This is a genomic window from Muricoccus harenae, from assembly GCF_009848505.1.
In the GTDB taxonomy this organism is placed as follows: Bacteria; Pseudomonadota; Alphaproteobacteria; order Acetobacterales; family Acetobacteraceae; genus Roseomonas; species Roseomonas harenae.
In genome coordinates this window covers 1-14,722 of the sequence record NZ_WWDL01000058.1, presented here as the reverse complement: position 1 = coordinate 14,722, position 14,722 = coordinate 1, and the positions used below count along the sequence as shown (strand labels likewise).

Below are 14,722 nucleotides of genomic sequence, written 5' to 3'. Positions count from 1 at the left end.
GCCGAGATCTCACCCAAATAAACCGCGAACCGCGCCTCGCCGCGCCGAAGGCCCGCAGCCCCTTCCATCTCTCTCGCCATGACCCACATATAGGAAGGACCGAGTAAAATGACACAGTAAGACTAGGAAAGCGCCCATGCATCGCTGGCCCCGCCGGAAACGGACGGGGCTTTTTTGTTGTCCATGCTCCGTCCATCGGCATTCGGATGGAGATAGAACGTGGCACAGAACATCTATGACACACCGGAATTCTTCGAGGGCTACAGCCACCTGAATCGCTCCGTCCACGGACTCGACGGCGCTCCCGAATGGCCGGCCATCCGCGCGATGTTGCCGGACCTGCAAGGCCGGCGCATCGTCGATCTTGGTTGCGGCTTCGGCTGGTTCGCCCGCTGGGCCAGGACGCAGGGCGCATCCCAAGTCCTGGCGCTGGACCTTTCCGAAAACATGCTCGCCCGTGCGAAAGCCGAAACCCCAGATTCCGCCGTGCAATATGTCAGGGCCGATCTCGAAAGCCTGGAACATCCCCCGGCGGCCTTCAGCCTCGCCTACAGCTCCCTCGCCTTCCATTACATCGAGGATTTCGGCCGGCTGGTCCGCACGATCTTCGATGCGCTTCTCCCCGGCGCACATCTCGTCTTCACCATCGAGCACCCGATCTACATGGCACCGATGCACCCCGGCTGGCTCCTGCGGGAGGATGGCCGCAAGACCTGGCCCGTCGACAGCTACGCGATCGAAGGCGCACGCGTGACGGACTGGCTCGCCAAGGGCGTGGTGAAGCACCACCGTACCATGGGCACGACGCTGAACACGCTGATCCGCACCGGCTTCACAATCCGCCACATCCAGGAATGGCACCCGGCACCCGAAGATATCGCATTCCAGCCCACCCTCGCCGAGGAGCTGGAGCGGCCCATGATGCTACTCGTCGCGGCGCAGAGGTGAGCATGAAGGTGCGGCGCCAGCCCGGCCGACGCCGCCCGTTCCCCAGCCCTAAAGTCGCAATCCTAAAGCCGCAGCCCCATCCGCCGGATCATCGCGGATTCCTCCTCCACCTGCCGGCGGACGAAATCCGTATAGGCCTCCGGCCCCATATGCATCGGGGGCATGTCGAACTTGTCCAGCACCGCGACATGGGCCGGATCGGCCACCGCCGCCTTGAAGGCGGCATCCAGGATCCGCACGACGGCGGGATCCATTCCCTTCGGCCCGGCGACGCCATAGGGAGAGGTGGAGACGATATCGATCCCCAGCTCCTTCAGCGTCGGCACCTGCGGAAAGCGCTTGGCGCGCTCCGGCCCCCAGGTAACCAGCAGCCGCAGCCGCCCCTCCTCCACCAGCGGCCCCCAGCCGGAGCTGTCGGCCGTCGCATGGATCTGCCCACCCAGCAGCGCCTGCATGTTCTCCGCCACGCCTCGGAAGGGCACATGCACCCATTGTACGCCCTGCTTGGTGGCGATCTGCTCCATGGTGATGTGCAGCGATGTGCCGGCGCCTGGCGTGCCGTAGTTGAACTTGCCCGGATTGGCCTTCGCATCCGCCAGGAAGGATCTGAAGTCAGGCCAGGGCGCATCGGCCTTCACCACCACGCCGAACAGATAGCCGGTCAGGTGGGAGATATAGGTGAAGTCCGTCAGCGGATCGAAGGGCGGGCGCTGGCTCATGAAGGGCACGCGAAACACGCTGATCGGCATCTGCGCGAGCGTATAGCCATCCGGCCGCTCGTTCAGCAGCGCCTGGGCACCGAGAATGCCTCCGGCGCCGGCCTTGTTCTCCACCACCACCGGCTGGCCAAGCCGCTTGCCGGCCTGCTCGCTGAGCACGCGCATCTGCACATCCGTGGTGCCGCCCGGCGCCCATGGCACCAGCATGCGGATCGGCTTGTCGGGAAAGCCACGCTGGGCGAGGGCAGGCATGGCGAGCGCGGCGGCGCCCAGGCCGAACGCATGGCGGCGGGTGACGTGCATAGGGATTCTTCCCAGACTGTTTCCTCATTGGCAGTATCGGGAAGCTTCCGCCCGGAAGAAAGGAAGAACCACGCATGGGTTGGCACTGGCCGGGCCCGCCAGGCTGGCCGGAGGCCGGGAAGGCCTGCCCCGGCTGGTCCCCAGACCTCACCTGCCGGCCAATCTGCATTTCTGGTGACGCGATCGTGGATTGCACAATGTTCATCTGAACCGGAATGTGCATTCCTCGATCCGCAACATGTGGCGGCGTAAAATTCGTCCGGCGGGAGGGCTATGACGGAAGGGCTCGGGAGGTGCGTACCGGGCCATGACGCCCTTGATCTAGCCAACGGGCAATTCGCGACCCTGCCCACCCTCTACGATGCCGTGCCGGTCGGCCTCTGCCTGATCGACAAGGAGCTGCGCTTCGTCAGCATCAATCGGCGCATGGCCGAAATGACGGGACAGTCTGCCGGAGCGGATATCGGCCGGACGATGGCGGAGGTCATGCCCGGCGTCGCGGGACAGCTGGAACCGCATCTGCGGCGCGCGCTGCAAGGCGACAGGATCGCGGATCTCGAGCTCCAGGGCATGGAGATCGGCTCCGCCTCCGATGGACGCACCTATCTGGCATCCCTCGAGCCGGCGCGTTGCGGCAACGGAGAGATCACCGGGGTGCTCTGCTCGGCCCTCGACATCACCGAGCGCAAGCGCGCCGAGGCCGCGCTGTGGGAACACCGGGAGAGCCTGTCCAACCTCATCGCGCAGGCGGCGGTCGGGATCGTCCAGACCGACCTGCGGGGACGCATCCTGCTGACCAACGACCGCTTCGGCGAAATCGTCGGCCAGGAGCAGGAGGCACTCCGCGGCGAGCGGATTTCGGCCATCACGCATCCCGACGACAGGGCAGCGGGCACCGCCCATCTGCGGCGCCTGGCCGAGACAGGCGAGCCGTTCTCGATCGAGAAGCGCTTCGTCAGGCCTGATGGCTCGGCCGTCTGGGTGAGGAACTACGTGTCGGCGACGCGCGATCCGTCCGGCGGTTCCCAATTCATTGTCGCCATCGTCCAAGACATCACCGCGCGCAAGCAGGCCGAACATGCTCTGCGCGAAAGCGAGGACCACTATCGGCACGCGGTCGAGTTCAGCCCCCACATCCCCTGGGCCGCCGACCAGGACGGCAGGATCACCGAGGCCAGCCCGCGCGCCGCCGCAGTCCTCGGGATGCCACTGGAGAGCCTGACCGGCGAAGGATGGCTGGCTGCCGTCCATCCCGAGGACCGGCCGGCGACGGAGGAAGCCTGGTCGGCCGTCCGGCACAGCGGTACGCCCCTGGACATGGAGTTCCGCTTCCGCCAGGCGGATGGCAGCTACCGTTGGGTCCGCTCGCGCGCCACGCCGCGCCGGGACGCGGAGGGCCATGTCCTCCGCTGGTACGGAACCCTCGAGGATGTGCACGACAGCAAGCTGGCCGAAGCGGCGCTGGCCGAAAGCGAAGCGGCCTTCCGGCAATTGTTCCACAGCAACCCGGCCCCGATGTGGGTCTATGACCGCGAGACGCTGCAATTCCTCGAAGTGAATGATGCCGCCGTGCAGGTCTATGGCTGGTCCCGCGAAGCCTTCCTCGGCATGACCATCCTCGACATCCGCCCGGCCGAGACGCGCGAGCAGGTGCGCCGCTCGGTCGAGCAGCGCCGTTCCGTACGCAAGGTCTCCGGCCCATGGCGGCACATGGACTCGGCCGGGCGCGAGCGTCTGGCGGAAGCAATTTCCTACCTGATGGAATTCGCGGGCCGGCCAGCCGTGCTGGTCACCGCCTGGGACGTCACAAACCGGGTGCGCACCGAGGAAGCACTGCGCGAAAGCGAGGAGAACTACCGCTACACCGTCGAGCTGAGCCCCCAGATCCCCTGGATCGCCGGTCCCGATGGGCAGGTCACCGAGATCAGCCCGCGCTGGGGCGAGCTTGTCGGCCTGACGAAGGAGGAAACGCTCAGCATGGGATGGCTGGCCGCCGTCCATCCCGAGGATGCACCCGGGATGGAGGCTCGCTGGAACCGGGCCATGGCCTCCGGCGAGCCGCTCGACGTGGAATTCCGCATCCGCCTTCGAGACGGAAGCTATCGCTGGTTCCGCTCGCGCGCGGCCGCACGGCGCGACGAGGCGGGCCGGATCCTCCGCTGGTACGGCACGGCTGAGGACATTCACGAGCACAAGCTCGCCGAACAGCAGATCCGGTACATGGCCTACCACGATCCGCTGACGGACCTCGCCAACCGCCGCCTGTTCTACCAGGAGCTGGAGCAGGCGCTCTCATGCCTCGGCCCCGGCGAGCACCTCGCCCTTCATTGCCTGGACCTGGACCAGTTCAAGGGCGTCAACGACACGCTGGGCCATGCCGCGGGCGACGCCCTGCTCCGCCAGGCCGCGGACCGGCTCCGCCGCTGCATTCCCGAAGGCAGCCTGGTGGCCCGCCTCGGCGGCGACGAATTCGCGGTCATCCAGGCCGGGCTGCACGGGCCGGAAGAGGCCGAGGCCCTCGCCCGCCGCGTCCTCGACGTGCTCGATGAGGACTACCGGATCGACGATCAACCGGCCGTCGCCGGCGCCAGCATCGGCATCGCCCTGACGCAGGCGGGCGCCGTGCCGGAAGAAGTCGTCCGGAACGCGGACATCGCCCTCTACCGCGCCAAGGCTGATGGCGGCTCCACCTTCCGCTTCTTCGAGCCCGCGATGGACGAGGCCGTCCAGCGGAAGCAGGAGCTGCGGGCAGGGCTCCGCACAGCGCTCGCCCGCACGGAGATGCAACTGCACTTCCAGCCGCTGGTCGGGATCCGGACGGGCGAGGTGACGTGCCTCGAAGCCCTGCTGCGCTGGCGGCATCCGGATCGCGGCATGATTCCTCCGGCCGAGTTCATCCCGGTGGCCGAGGAAACCGGCATGATCATCCGGATCGGCGAATGGGCGCTCCGCAACGCCTGCCGGGAAGCAGCCTGCTGGCCCAAGCCCATTCGCGTGGCCGTCAACCTCTCCCCCGTCCAGTTCCGCAGCCCTGGCCTGGTCCGGGCGGTGTCCGCCGCCCTCGCGGAGTCAGGCCTGGCCGCCGAACGGCTGGAGCTGGAGATCACGGAATCGGTCCTGCTGCAGGACGACCAGGCCAACCTCATCCTGCGCGAGCTGAGCGGGCTGGGCGTGCGCATCGCCCTGGACGATTTCGGCACGGGCTTCTCGTCTCTCGCCTACCTGCTCCGCTTCCCCTTCAACAAGATCAAGATCGACCGCTCCTTCGTCATGGGCCTGCCCGAGCGGCGGGAATCGAAGGCCGTCATCCGGGCCGTCGTCAGCATGAGCCGGAGCCTCGGCATCTCGGTCACCGCCGAGGGCGTGGAGACGGAAGCGCAGTTCGATGCCTTGCGCCGCCTGGGATGCAACGAAGCCCAGGGCTACCTGCTCAGCTGTCCTGTCCCGGCGTCGGAGGTCAAGGCCCTCATCGGCCGGCAGCACCGGCCGGGCCTGGTGGCCTGAAGCTTCGGCCTCCCAGGCCTAGCCCTCATCCACCCGGAGGATCTCGACCGCCGGCGGGGACAGGAGAATATCGCTGAACGCCCGCATCCAGTCACCGGTCTCCTTGGCGGATCCCGCACCGCGCTGCCGGAACTGGTCGAGCTGGTCGAGGCTGTTCAGCGAAACCTCGAACTGCAGGGCCGCGCCTCCATGGGCGCGCGTCAGCGGGATCAGCAGCCGGGCGTCGAGCCCATCCTTGCGCGCCGCCTCGACCTCGCGCCGCACGAAGTCGAGCGCACTCGGACGATTGGCCGGCAGCACGTCATAGGAAAAGCGGGCGAGATACATGGAACCCTCCTGATGCGTGGCGGCAGAGCATATCCCCGCTGGCAGACGCCGTCGGAACACGCTCTCGGCACCGCCGCCGAACAGAAGGCGGCCCGCCCCTACACCTCCCCGATCGGCGCCACCTCGCCGGTCATCCCGGCCAGCACCTCGGCCACATGCCGCACACGCACCTCGCTGCCCTCGCGCTTGAGCCGCCCGGCCATGTTCAGCAGGCAGCCCATGTCGCCGGCCAGCAGCGTGTCCGCCCCCGTGGCCCGGATATCCGCCACCTTGTCGGTCACCATGCGCGTCGAGATGTCCGGGTACTTCACGCAGAAGGTGCCGCCGAAGCCGCAGCACAGCTCCGGCTCCGCCAGCTCCTTCACCGTCAGCCCCGGTACCTTAGCCAGCAGCCGCCGCGGCTGGGCCTTCACGCCCAGCTCCCGCAGCCCCGAACAGGAATCGTGATAGGCCGCCACCCCATCGTAAGGCGCCCGCGCCGCATCGAACCCCATCACGTCCACAAGGAAGGCGGTCAGCTCATGCGTCCGCGCCGCCAGCGCCTCGGCGCGCCCGCGGTAATCCGGATCATCCTCGAACAGCCCCGGATAGTGATGCGCGATCATCCCGGCGCAGGAACCAGACGGCGCCACCACATAATCATAGCCCCGGAAGGCATCGATCACCGGCCGCGCCAGGTCCTTCGCCGTCACCCGGTCCCCGGCATTATAGGCCGGCTGCCCACAACAGGTCTGCAGCGCCGGCACCTCCACCTGGCACCCCGCCTCCTCCAGCAACCGGATCGCGGCGAAGCCGACGGTCGGCCGGTACAGGTCCACGAGGCAGGTGACGAAGAGCGCCACGCGGGGCTTGGGCTTGGTCTCGGACATCTTCCGGAGAATACGCCTTGCATGGTGGAGACGCCATCCGCTGGCCCCCGGGAGGCGCCGCCTCCCGGACCCTCCGCCAGGGTGGCGGCGGCCACCCCGGACCCCGCGTTTGTGTTCGGGCCGCGCGGGCTACCGTGTCAGTCGCCTGAGGTCATCGACCTCAGGCGCACCAAACACATCGCGGGGTCCGGGGGGCCCGCCGGCCCCTCGGTGGGGTCCAGGGGCAAAGCCCCTGGCGCTTCACCCCGCAGCAAACCGCTCCCACCCCGAGGCCCGCAGCTCGCAGGCCGGGCAATGCCCGCATCCATGCCCCCAGGGATGCATCGGCCCGCGCTCCCCGCGGTAGCAGGTGTGCGTATCCTCCACGATCAGCCGCACCAGCGCCTCGCCGCCCAACTCCTGCGCCAGTCGCCAGGTCTCCGCCTTGTCGATCCACATCAGCGGCGTGTGCAGCACGAAGCGCCGCTCCATGCCCAGGTTCAGCGCCACCTGCAGCGCCTTGATCGTGTCGTCGCGGCAATCCGGGTAGCCGGAGAAATCCGTCTCGCACATGCCGCCCACGATGTGCCGAAGCCCCCGGCGATAGGCGAGAGCCGCCGCGACGGTGAGGAAGACGATGTTGCGCCCCGGCACGAAGGTGTTGGGCAGCCCGCCCTCCTCCATCGTGATCTCCACCTCGCGCGTCAGCGCCGTGTCCGAAATCGCGCCCAGGGCGGAAAGCCCGACCGTATGGTCCTCCCCCAGCCGCTCGTCCCAGCCCGGCTTCAGCGCCCGCAGCCCCTCGCGCAGCGCGGCGCGGCATTCCAGCTCCACCCGGTGCCGCTGCCCGTAATCGAAGCCAATGGTCTCGACGCGCGGAAACCGCTCCAGCGCCCAGGCCAGGCAGGTGGTCGAATCCTGCCCGCCGGAGAAGAGAACCAGGGCGCCGTCGTCATGCTGCGAGGGGGTCATGCCCGCCAGGAACATCCCCGGGGGCCCTCTGTCCAGGGCGTTTCCCCAGATGCCACTTGGGGCCCCCCACTTGGCGATCCGCCCGCCTGGCCCAAGAATGGGCGGGTGACGAACGACCGCCTCTCCCCATGACGATGGAACGACGGACCCGGGGCTGGACGCTGCATCGCGCCGGCGCCCGCGCCACCCAGGGCGAGGTGCTGCGCAAGCTGACCCGCGCGGTGATGGCCACCTGCCTCTGGGACCCGGAGGCGGAAGGGATCGACTGGGCGCTCGGCGACATGCGCTTCATGACCGTCTCGGCCATGATGCCTGGCGCGGGCGAGGCCGCCTATGCGCAGGTCTTCTCCGCCCCCTTCGCCAGCAGCGCGCTGGAAGTCGCCTCCGGCCGATTCGCCCCGCGCGGAGCCTTCGCGAAGCTGCCGGTCTCGGCCCGCAAGCGCGGCACGGTGCTGAAGGGCCTGGGGCTGACGCTCGCTCCGCATGGGCGCGAGGACTGGTCGCGCGACCTCCCGCCGCTGGACGAGGCAGGCTGCGCCTCCCTCGCGCGGTCCATGCTGGAGGCGCTGACCAACGCCTTCGGCTGGGATCCCTCCTACGCCCTCTCCGCCTCCATCATCCACGAAACGGCCCTCGGCGAGGCCGAGGCCTTCCTCGAAGGCCTGCGCCCGATCCATGTCGAGGGCCTGCTGCGCGAAGCCGGGCTCGAAATCATCGAGGGCGAGCCGGAGGACGATGACGAGGCCCCCGCCTTCCTCGTCCAGCACGGCGCCCCGCTCCCCTTCCAGGTCGAGCTGATGGACCCGGTGGAGGAGGAAGAACCCCCCGCCCTCGCCTGGCACTACGGCACGATCGTCTTCTCCCTCGCCATCAATGTGGAGGAAGGCGACGCCCTGGCCCTCGCCCTCGCCCTGCACGGGCTGACGCGCTGGGCGCGGGTGGAGCTGCCCGAGGAGAACCGCGTGGTCGTCTCCCGCCACGACAGCGTCGAAGGCGTCACGCCCGAGGGCCTGCGCGCCATGCTGGAACGCTGGCTGGAGGAGCTGACCGCCGTCCGCAGCCGCCTCGAACGCGGCCCCGGCGACATCGAGGAGGAAGAATAGCCCTCCCGCCGCTCAATCCACCTTCAGGAAGATGAACCCCACCGCGGCGACCAGACACGCCATCGCCGCCAGGTAGTTCCAGCGTAAAGGCTCCCCCAGCACGGCCACGGAGAAGCCCGCGAAGACCACCAGCGTGATCACCTCCTGCATCACCTTCAGCTGCTGCCCGGTGAAGGTGCCGTAGCCGATGCGGTTCGCCGGAACCGCCAGGCAGTATTCGAAGAAGGCGATCCCCCAGGAAAGCAGGATCGCCACCCAGAGCGGCCAGGCCGGGCGCTTGAGATGCCCGTACCAGGCCCAGGTCATCAGCACGTTGCTCCCCACCAGCAGCAGGGGCGTCCAGATCATCGCGGGGCTCACAGCACGGGCTCCACGATGCGCACAGGCTGCGCCGGCGGCAGGCGCCACAGCAGGAAGACCATGATCGCCATCGCCGGCAGCGCGGCCACCGTCGTTATCAGGAAGAAGCCTGGCCAGCCCAGTGCCTCCGCCATCCAGCCCGAGGAAGCGCCCAGCGTCCGCAGCGGCACCGCCGCCAGGGAGGAGAGCAGCGCATATTGCGTGGCCGTGAAGGCCCGGCTGGTCAGCCCCGAGAGGTAGGTGACAAAGGCCGCATCCGCCAACCCGTCCGTGAAATTCTCGATCCCCACCTGCGCCCAGAGCATCGGCAGGTCATGCCCCGCATGGGCGAGGGCGACATACATCAGGTTCGACAGCATCTGCGCGAGCCCGGTGGCGATCAGCGCCCGTGCCGTGCCCAGCCGCGCCACCACCCATCCCCCGGCCAGCGCGCCCCCCAGCGTCGCGAACAGGCCGAACACCGTACCGACCGCCGCCACCTCCTCCCTCGAGAAGCCAAGCGAGCGATAGAACGGCGTCGTCATCACCCCCGCCAGCGCCTCGCCCAGCTTGAACAGCGCGACGAACAGCAAGATCGCAAGCCAGAGCGGGCGCCGCATGAAATCCGCGAAGGGATGCACCACCGAAAGCTGCAGCCGCTCTCCCCAGGGCAGCGGCGCCGTCGCCTTCGCCGGCGCCTCGCGGGAAGCCAGCGTCGCCGCGACGCCCACCAGCATCAGCGCCGCCGCATAGGCATAGGCCCCGCCCCAGCCCAGAGCCCCCACCAGCCACAAGGTGACGCCCCCGCTGGCCAGCAGCGCGAGCCGATAACCCCAGACATAGCAAGCCAGCCCGTAGCCCTGCTCCTTTTCCTCCAGGATCTCGATGCGGTGCGCATCCACCACGATGTCCTGGCTGGCCGAGAGGAAGGCCACCAGCGCCGCCAGCGCCGCCGTGCCCGCCGGCCCGGTCGTCGGGTCGCTGAAGCCAGTGGCGAGAATCGCCACGATCAGCAGCGGCTGGATCAGCAGCAGCCATCCGCGCCGCCGCCCCAGCCGCGAAAGGAAGGGCGGCGCCACCGTATCTAGCGCCGGGGACCACAGGAACTTCAGCGAATAGGCCAGGCCGATCAGCGCCGTCAGCCCGATGCTCGACAGTGACAGCCCCGATTCCGTGAACCACTGCCGCAACACCTGCCCCGCCACCAACGGCAGCGGCACGCCGGCCGAGAAGCCCAGGGCCAGCAGGACAAGGAAGCGGCGTTCGCGAAACAGGGACATCGCCCCGGACCCTGCCACGCCAACGCCCCCCTTGGGAGTGCCCACCCTCAACACCCCGCGGGGTCCGGGGGCCGCGTCCGGCCCCCGGTGGGGTCCAGGTGGCAAAGCCCCTGGCCGCCAATTGACACCCCCGCCCCACCCGGGAAGGTTGCCGCCCCAAGGAAGGAAACGCCCCATGGAACTCGCGCTTCGCGGCCGCACCGCCGTCGTCACCGGCGGATCCCTCGGCATCGGCCGCGCCATCGCGCGCGAACTGGCGGGCGAAGGCGTCTCCGTCGCCATCATCGCCCGCGACGCCGCCCGGCTGGAGGACGCCGCCCGCAGCCTCGCCGCCGAGACCGGTGCCACCATCATCCCCATCCCCGCCGACCTCTCCACCGCCGAGGCCGTGGACGCCGCCATGGAAAAGGCCACCGCCGCCCTCGGCCAGGTGGACATCCTGGTGAACAATGCCGGCGCCACCCCCATGGGCCGCATCGGCGACACGGCCGACGCCACCTGGGCCACATCCATCAACCTGAAGCTGATGGGCTATGCCCGTTGCGCCCGCGCGCTGACCCCGGCCATGCGCGAACGCCGCTGGGGCCGCGTCATCAACATCATCGGCCGCTCCGGCCACCAGCCGCGCGCCAACTACATCGTCGGCAGCTCGGTGAACGCCTCGCTCCTGGCCTTCACCCACGCCCTCGCCCAGGAATGCGCGCCGGACAACGTGCTGGTCACGGGCGTGAACCCCGGCCCCATCCGCACCCCTCGCTGGGACACGCTCACCGCCCAGGGCGCCGCCGACACCGGCCGCAGCCCCGATGCCGAGAACCAGGCCGCCCTCGAAAGCACCGCCCTCCGCCGCCTTGGCACGCCGGAGGAAGTGGCCGGCCTCGTCGCCTTCCTCTGCTCCGACCGCGCCGGCTACATCACCGGCACGATGATCGATGTCGACGGCGGCGGCACCCGCTGCATCTGAAAGAACCGCCCATGCCGATGCTCGAAACCGCCCCCGGCGTCTCCATCCACTACACGGTCGACGACTTCACGGACCCCTGGACCCCCGCCCCTACCGTGCTGCTGCTGCACGGCCTGGCCGAAAGCGGCGAGGCCTTCCGCGCCTTCGTCCCCTATCTCGCCCGCAGCGCCCGCGTGGTGCGGATGGACCTGCGCGGCTACGGCCAGTCCCCCGCCCTCCCCGCCGACCACCCCTGGCGCTTCGACAACCTCGTGCAGGACGTCGCCACCCTCATCCGCCATCTGGGCGCGCACCGCGTCCACCTCGCCGGCGGCAAGATCGGCGGCACCATCGCCCTCGCCACCGCCGCCCGCCATCCGGAGCTGGTCGAACGCCTCGCCGTCCTTGGCGGCCCCGCCTCCCTCACCAACATGGCCTCCCGCACCCCCGACTGGCGCGCCCAGATCGCCTCCGAAGGCGTGCGCCCCTGGGTCCGCGGCTCGAATGCCGGCCGCATGGGCACGCGCATGACGCCCGCCCAGCTGCAATGGTGGGAAGACCTCATGTCCCGCACCGCCGCCTCCACCCTGGAAGGCTTCCTCCAGATGGTGCCGACCGTGGACGTCACCGCGGAGGTGGAGCGCATCCAGGCCCCCACCCTCGTCGTCACCACCACCGGCAGCGGCCTCGGCTCGGCCGACGAGGTGCGCGCCTGGCAGGAACGCATCCAAGGCTCCCGCCTCGTGGTGCTGGAGAATGATTCCTACCATGTCGCGGCCTCGGACCCGGATGAGACGGCGCAGCTGCTGCGGGGCTTCTTCTTCGGGGGGTGACAGGCCAGGGGCTTTGCCCCTGGACCCCACCGGGGGCCGAACGCGGCCCCCGGACCCCGCGATCTGTTTGGAGATGCGCCTGAGGTTGTGGACCTCAGGCGACTAACCTGCCAGCCCGCGCGGCCCAGAGAGTCTCCTGCGGCGCTTGAAACCAAACGCGGGGTCCGGGGTGGCCGCCGCCACCCCGGCGGAGGGTCCGGGAGGCGGCGCCTCCCGGCGCCACCCGCACTACCCCGCCCGCGCCCCCGAAGCCTCGATCACCCGAGACCAGGTCTTCCGCTCCCGCGCCAGGAATTCCCCGAAACCCTCCCCCACGAGCGCCCCCGGTTCCGCGCCGGTCCCCGCAAGCTTCGCCCGCAGTCCCGGATTCGCTAGCGCCTCCGTCACCAGCGCGGCCACCCGCGCGCGCAGCGGCGCCGCCATGCCGGCGGGGCCCACCAACCCGAACCACGCCTCCGCCTCGAAACCGGGCAGCCCCGCCTCCGCCATGGTCGGCACATCCGGCAGCGCATCCGCGCGCCTCGCCCCGGCCACGGCCAGCGCACGCACCCGCCCGTCCCGCACCTGCGGCAGCACGGCCGGCAGATTGTCGAACAGCATGCCGATCTGCCCGCCCACCAAATCCGTCATCGCCGGCGCCGCGCCGCGATAGGGCACGTGCACGATCTCGATCCCGGCCATGCTGCGGAACAGCTCGCCCGCCAGATGATTGGTGCTGCCATTCCCCGAGGAGCCGAAAGCGATCTTGCCCGGCTGCGCCTTGGCCAGGGCGATCAGCTCCCGAACGTTGCGCGCGGCAAGATCCGGTCCCGTCATCAACACGATCGGCACCGTGGCCACCAGCGCCAGCGGCGCCAGGTCCCGCGCGGCCACATAAGGCATGCTGGCAAACAGCGCGTTGTTGGTCGTCAGCGGCCCCGGTGCCGTCAGCAGCAAGGTGGTGCCATCGGGCGCCGCCTTGGCCACCGCATCCGCCCCGATATTGCCGCCGGCGCCGGAGCGGTTCTCGACGATCCAGGGCTGCCCCGTCCGCTCCCGCAGCGCCTCACACAGCAGCCGCGCCACGATGTCGTTGGACCCGCCCGGCGGAAAGGGCACCACCACCCGCACCGGCCGGTCCGGCCAGGCCGGCTGCGCCGCCGCGCTCCTGATAGCCCCGGCGGCCAGGGCCGCCGCAAGCAAGCCGCGCCTGTCGATCATCGCACGCTTCCCCATCGATTCTTATGATGCGGCGAGAGTGGCCCCCGCCCAGCCCCCGGGCAAGGCAGGCCCGCCGCGCCGTGCGCAGCATGGAATGGACCATGCGGGCACGCAGGATGGCGGCATGGACGCCAGCCGCACCCAGGGCCAAATGAATCCCCCGATGCCCTTCCCCCGCCGCGCCCTTCTCGCCCTGCCCCTCGCGGCCTGCACCCCCCAGCTCATCCCCGCAGGCCCGCCTATTGGCGAGGCCAACCTGGCCGATGACGCCCTCCTCATGGAGGACGGCGCCCGCCTCCCCCTGCGCAGCTGGCTGCCGGAGGGCGCGCCACGCGCGGCGCTGCTTTGCCTCCACGGCTTCAACGACAGCCGCAACTTCATGATCGAGCCCGCCGAGGCCCTGAAGCAGGCCGGCCTCGCCATCTACGCCTATGACCAGCGCGGCTTCGGCGGTGCCCCGCATCGCGGCGTCTGGCCCGGCTCCGCCACCCTGGCCGCCGACGCCGCCACCGCCGCCCGCCTGCTGAAGGCCCGCCACCCGGGGATCCCGCTCTTCCTGCTCGGCGAGAGCATGGGCGCCGCCGTCCTGCTTCTGTCCGCTGCGGGCCCAAACCCGCCCCCGGCAACCGGCTACGTACTCCTCGCCCCCGCCGTCTGGGGCCGCGTCACCATGCCCGGCATCGTTGTCGGGCTATTGGAGGTGCTGTCCCACACCATCCCCCGCATCGCCGTCGCCTCCAGCGTCCCGGGCATCACCCCCACCGACAACATGGCCGCGCTGCGCCGCATGTCGCGGGACCCGCTGACCATCCGCGAAACCCGCGTGGACACCAGCAGGGGCCTGGTGGACCTGATGGACGACGCCCTCGCCGCCGCCCCGCGCCTCGGCCCCGGCACGCCGCCGATGCTGCTGGTCTATGGCGCGCGGGACCAGCTCGTCCCCCCCGTCGCCACCCGCGCCCTGCTGGAACGCCTCCCCCCGGGCATCCCCGCCCGAATCGCCTACTACACTGGCATCCACCACATGCCGCTGCGCGACCTCCAGGCCCCCACCGTCATCCGCGACATGCTCTCCTGGATGGACCACCCCGCCGCGCCCCTTCCCTCCGGTGCCGACGCCGCCGGCCTGGCCTGGATCCGAACCCCGCCACCGGCGTGGTGAAGGGAAGGTTGAGCATCACCGCGCCGAACTCCGGGTGACGGCCGCCGGCTGTTCAGAAAACCCACTCGCCGGGGGAGCGCGTGCCGGCCGATCACCCCCGAAACGCAGAAGGGGCCGCCGGCATCGCCGGCGGCCCCTTCCGGGATCAACGGTGCAGGGCCCTGAAGGACCCTACCCGCCGCAGCGGATCAGGAGTGCTGGCCACCGCCGCCCGTGGCGCCGGACTGCTCCAGAGACTGGA

The 14,722-nt window shown here is 70.0% G+C and carries 13 protein-coding genes; 6 read left to right on the top strand and 7 right to left on the bottom strand.

The annotated features are described in order from the left end of the window. Positions 1 to 219 precede the first annotated feature (219 nt). The gene (locus GSE44_RS24135; protein WP_159351386.1) at positions 220 to 948 is read left to right on the top strand and encodes a class I SAM-dependent methyltransferase; all 729 of its coding nucleotides are present in this window, start codon (positions 220 to 222) and stop codon (positions 946 to 948) included. Between the two features lie 62 nt (positions 949 to 1,010). Here the strand turns inward: GSE44_RS24135 and GSE44_RS24130 are convergent, their stop codons facing one another. Then, a complete protein-coding gene (locus GSE44_RS24130; RefSeq protein WP_159351385.1) occupies positions 1,011 to 1,970 on the bottom strand; it encodes a tripartite tricarboxylate transporter substrate binding protein in 960 nt (319 codons plus the stop codon). A gap of 273 nt (positions 1,971 to 2,243) precedes the next feature. On the opposite strand from GSE44_RS24130, the gene GSE44_RS24125 reads away from it, so the two are divergent. Continuing rightward, on the top strand, positions 2,244 to 5,474 hold the full coding sequence (locus GSE44_RS24125) for a PAS domain S-box protein (protein ID WP_159351384.1): 3,231 nt from the start codon (positions 2,244 to 2,246) through the stop codon (positions 5,472 to 5,474). An 18-nt stretch (positions 5,475 to 5,492) separates the two neighbouring features. Here GSE44_RS24125 and GSE44_RS24120 read toward each other — a convergent pair whose 3' ends face one another. From GSE44_RS24120 to queC, 3 genes are all read right to left on the bottom strand, one after another. Next, the gene (locus GSE44_RS24120) at positions 5,493 to 5,801 is read right to left on the bottom strand and encodes a hypothetical protein (RefSeq protein ID WP_159351383.1); all 309 of its coding nucleotides are present in this window, start codon (positions 5,799 to 5,801) and stop codon (positions 5,493 to 5,495) included. A 98-nt stretch (positions 5,802 to 5,899) separates the two neighbouring features. Beyond that, positions 5,900 to 6,670, bottom strand: coding sequence for a (Fe-S)-binding protein (locus GSE44_RS24115; RefSeq protein WP_159351382.1), 771 nt, complete (start codon positions 6,668 to 6,670; stop codon positions 5,900 to 5,902). 240 nt (positions 6,671 to 6,910) lie between these two features. Next, positions 6,911 to 7,621 carry a 7-cyano-7-deazaguanine synthase QueC gene (gene queC / locus GSE44_RS24110; protein WP_159351381.1) on the bottom strand — a complete coding sequence of 237 codons (711 nt, stop codon included), beginning with the start codon at positions 7,619 to 7,621 and terminating at the stop codon, positions 6,911 to 6,913. 128 nt (positions 7,622 to 7,749) lie between these two features. Here queC and GSE44_RS24105 point away from each other — a divergent pair, with 128 nt between their 5' ends. Beyond that, complete coding sequence (locus GSE44_RS24105; protein ID WP_159351380.1) at positions 7,750 to 8,724, top strand: hypothetical protein; 975 nt, start codon at positions 7,750 to 7,752, stop codon at positions 8,722 to 8,724. A gap of 12 nt (positions 8,725 to 8,736) precedes the next feature. Here GSE44_RS24105 and GSE44_RS24100 read toward each other — a convergent pair whose 3' ends face one another. Then, a complete protein-coding gene (locus tag GSE44_RS24100; RefSeq protein WP_159351379.1) occupies positions 8,737 to 9,072 on the bottom strand; it encodes a DMT family protein in 336 nt (111 codons plus the stop codon). 8 nt (positions 9,073 to 9,080) lie between these two features. Then, complete coding sequence (locus GSE44_RS24095; RefSeq protein ID WP_159351378.1) at positions 9,081 to 10,343, bottom strand: AmpG family muropeptide MFS transporter; 1,263 nt, start codon at positions 10,341 to 10,343, stop codon at positions 9,081 to 9,083. A 175-nt stretch (positions 10,344 to 10,518) separates the two neighbouring features. On the opposite strand from GSE44_RS24095, the gene GSE44_RS24090 reads away from it, so the two are divergent. Both GSE44_RS24090 and GSE44_RS24085 read left to right on the top strand, forming a co-directional pair. Then, the gene (locus GSE44_RS24090; RefSeq protein ID WP_159351377.1) at positions 10,519 to 11,307 is read left to right on the top strand and encodes an SDR family oxidoreductase; all 789 of its coding nucleotides are present in this window, start codon (positions 10,519 to 10,521) and stop codon (positions 11,305 to 11,307) included. Between the two features lie 11 nt (positions 11,308 to 11,318). Then, positions 11,319 to 12,119 carry an alpha/beta fold hydrolase gene (locus GSE44_RS24085; protein ID WP_159351376.1) on the top strand — a complete coding sequence of 267 codons (801 nt, stop codon included), beginning with the start codon at positions 11,319 to 11,321 and terminating at the stop codon, positions 12,117 to 12,119. Positions 12,120 to 12,347: 228 nt separating this feature from the next. Here GSE44_RS24085 and GSE44_RS24080 read toward each other — a convergent pair whose 3' ends face one another. After that, positions 12,348 to 13,319 (bottom strand): tripartite tricarboxylate transporter substrate binding protein, encoded by a 972-nt coding sequence (locus tag GSE44_RS24080; RefSeq protein WP_159351375.1) that lies wholly within the window; start codon positions 13,317 to 13,319, stop codon positions 12,348 to 12,350. A 124-nt stretch (positions 13,320 to 13,443) separates the two neighbouring features. Between GSE44_RS24080 and GSE44_RS24075 the strand changes: the two genes are divergently transcribed. Further along, positions 13,444 to 14,481: an alpha/beta fold hydrolase gene (locus GSE44_RS24075; RefSeq protein ID WP_235925116.1), complete on the top strand. Its 1,038-nt coding sequence runs from the start codon at positions 13,444 to 13,446 to the stop codon at positions 14,479 to 14,481. Positions 14,482 to 14,722: the final 241 nt, after the last annotated feature.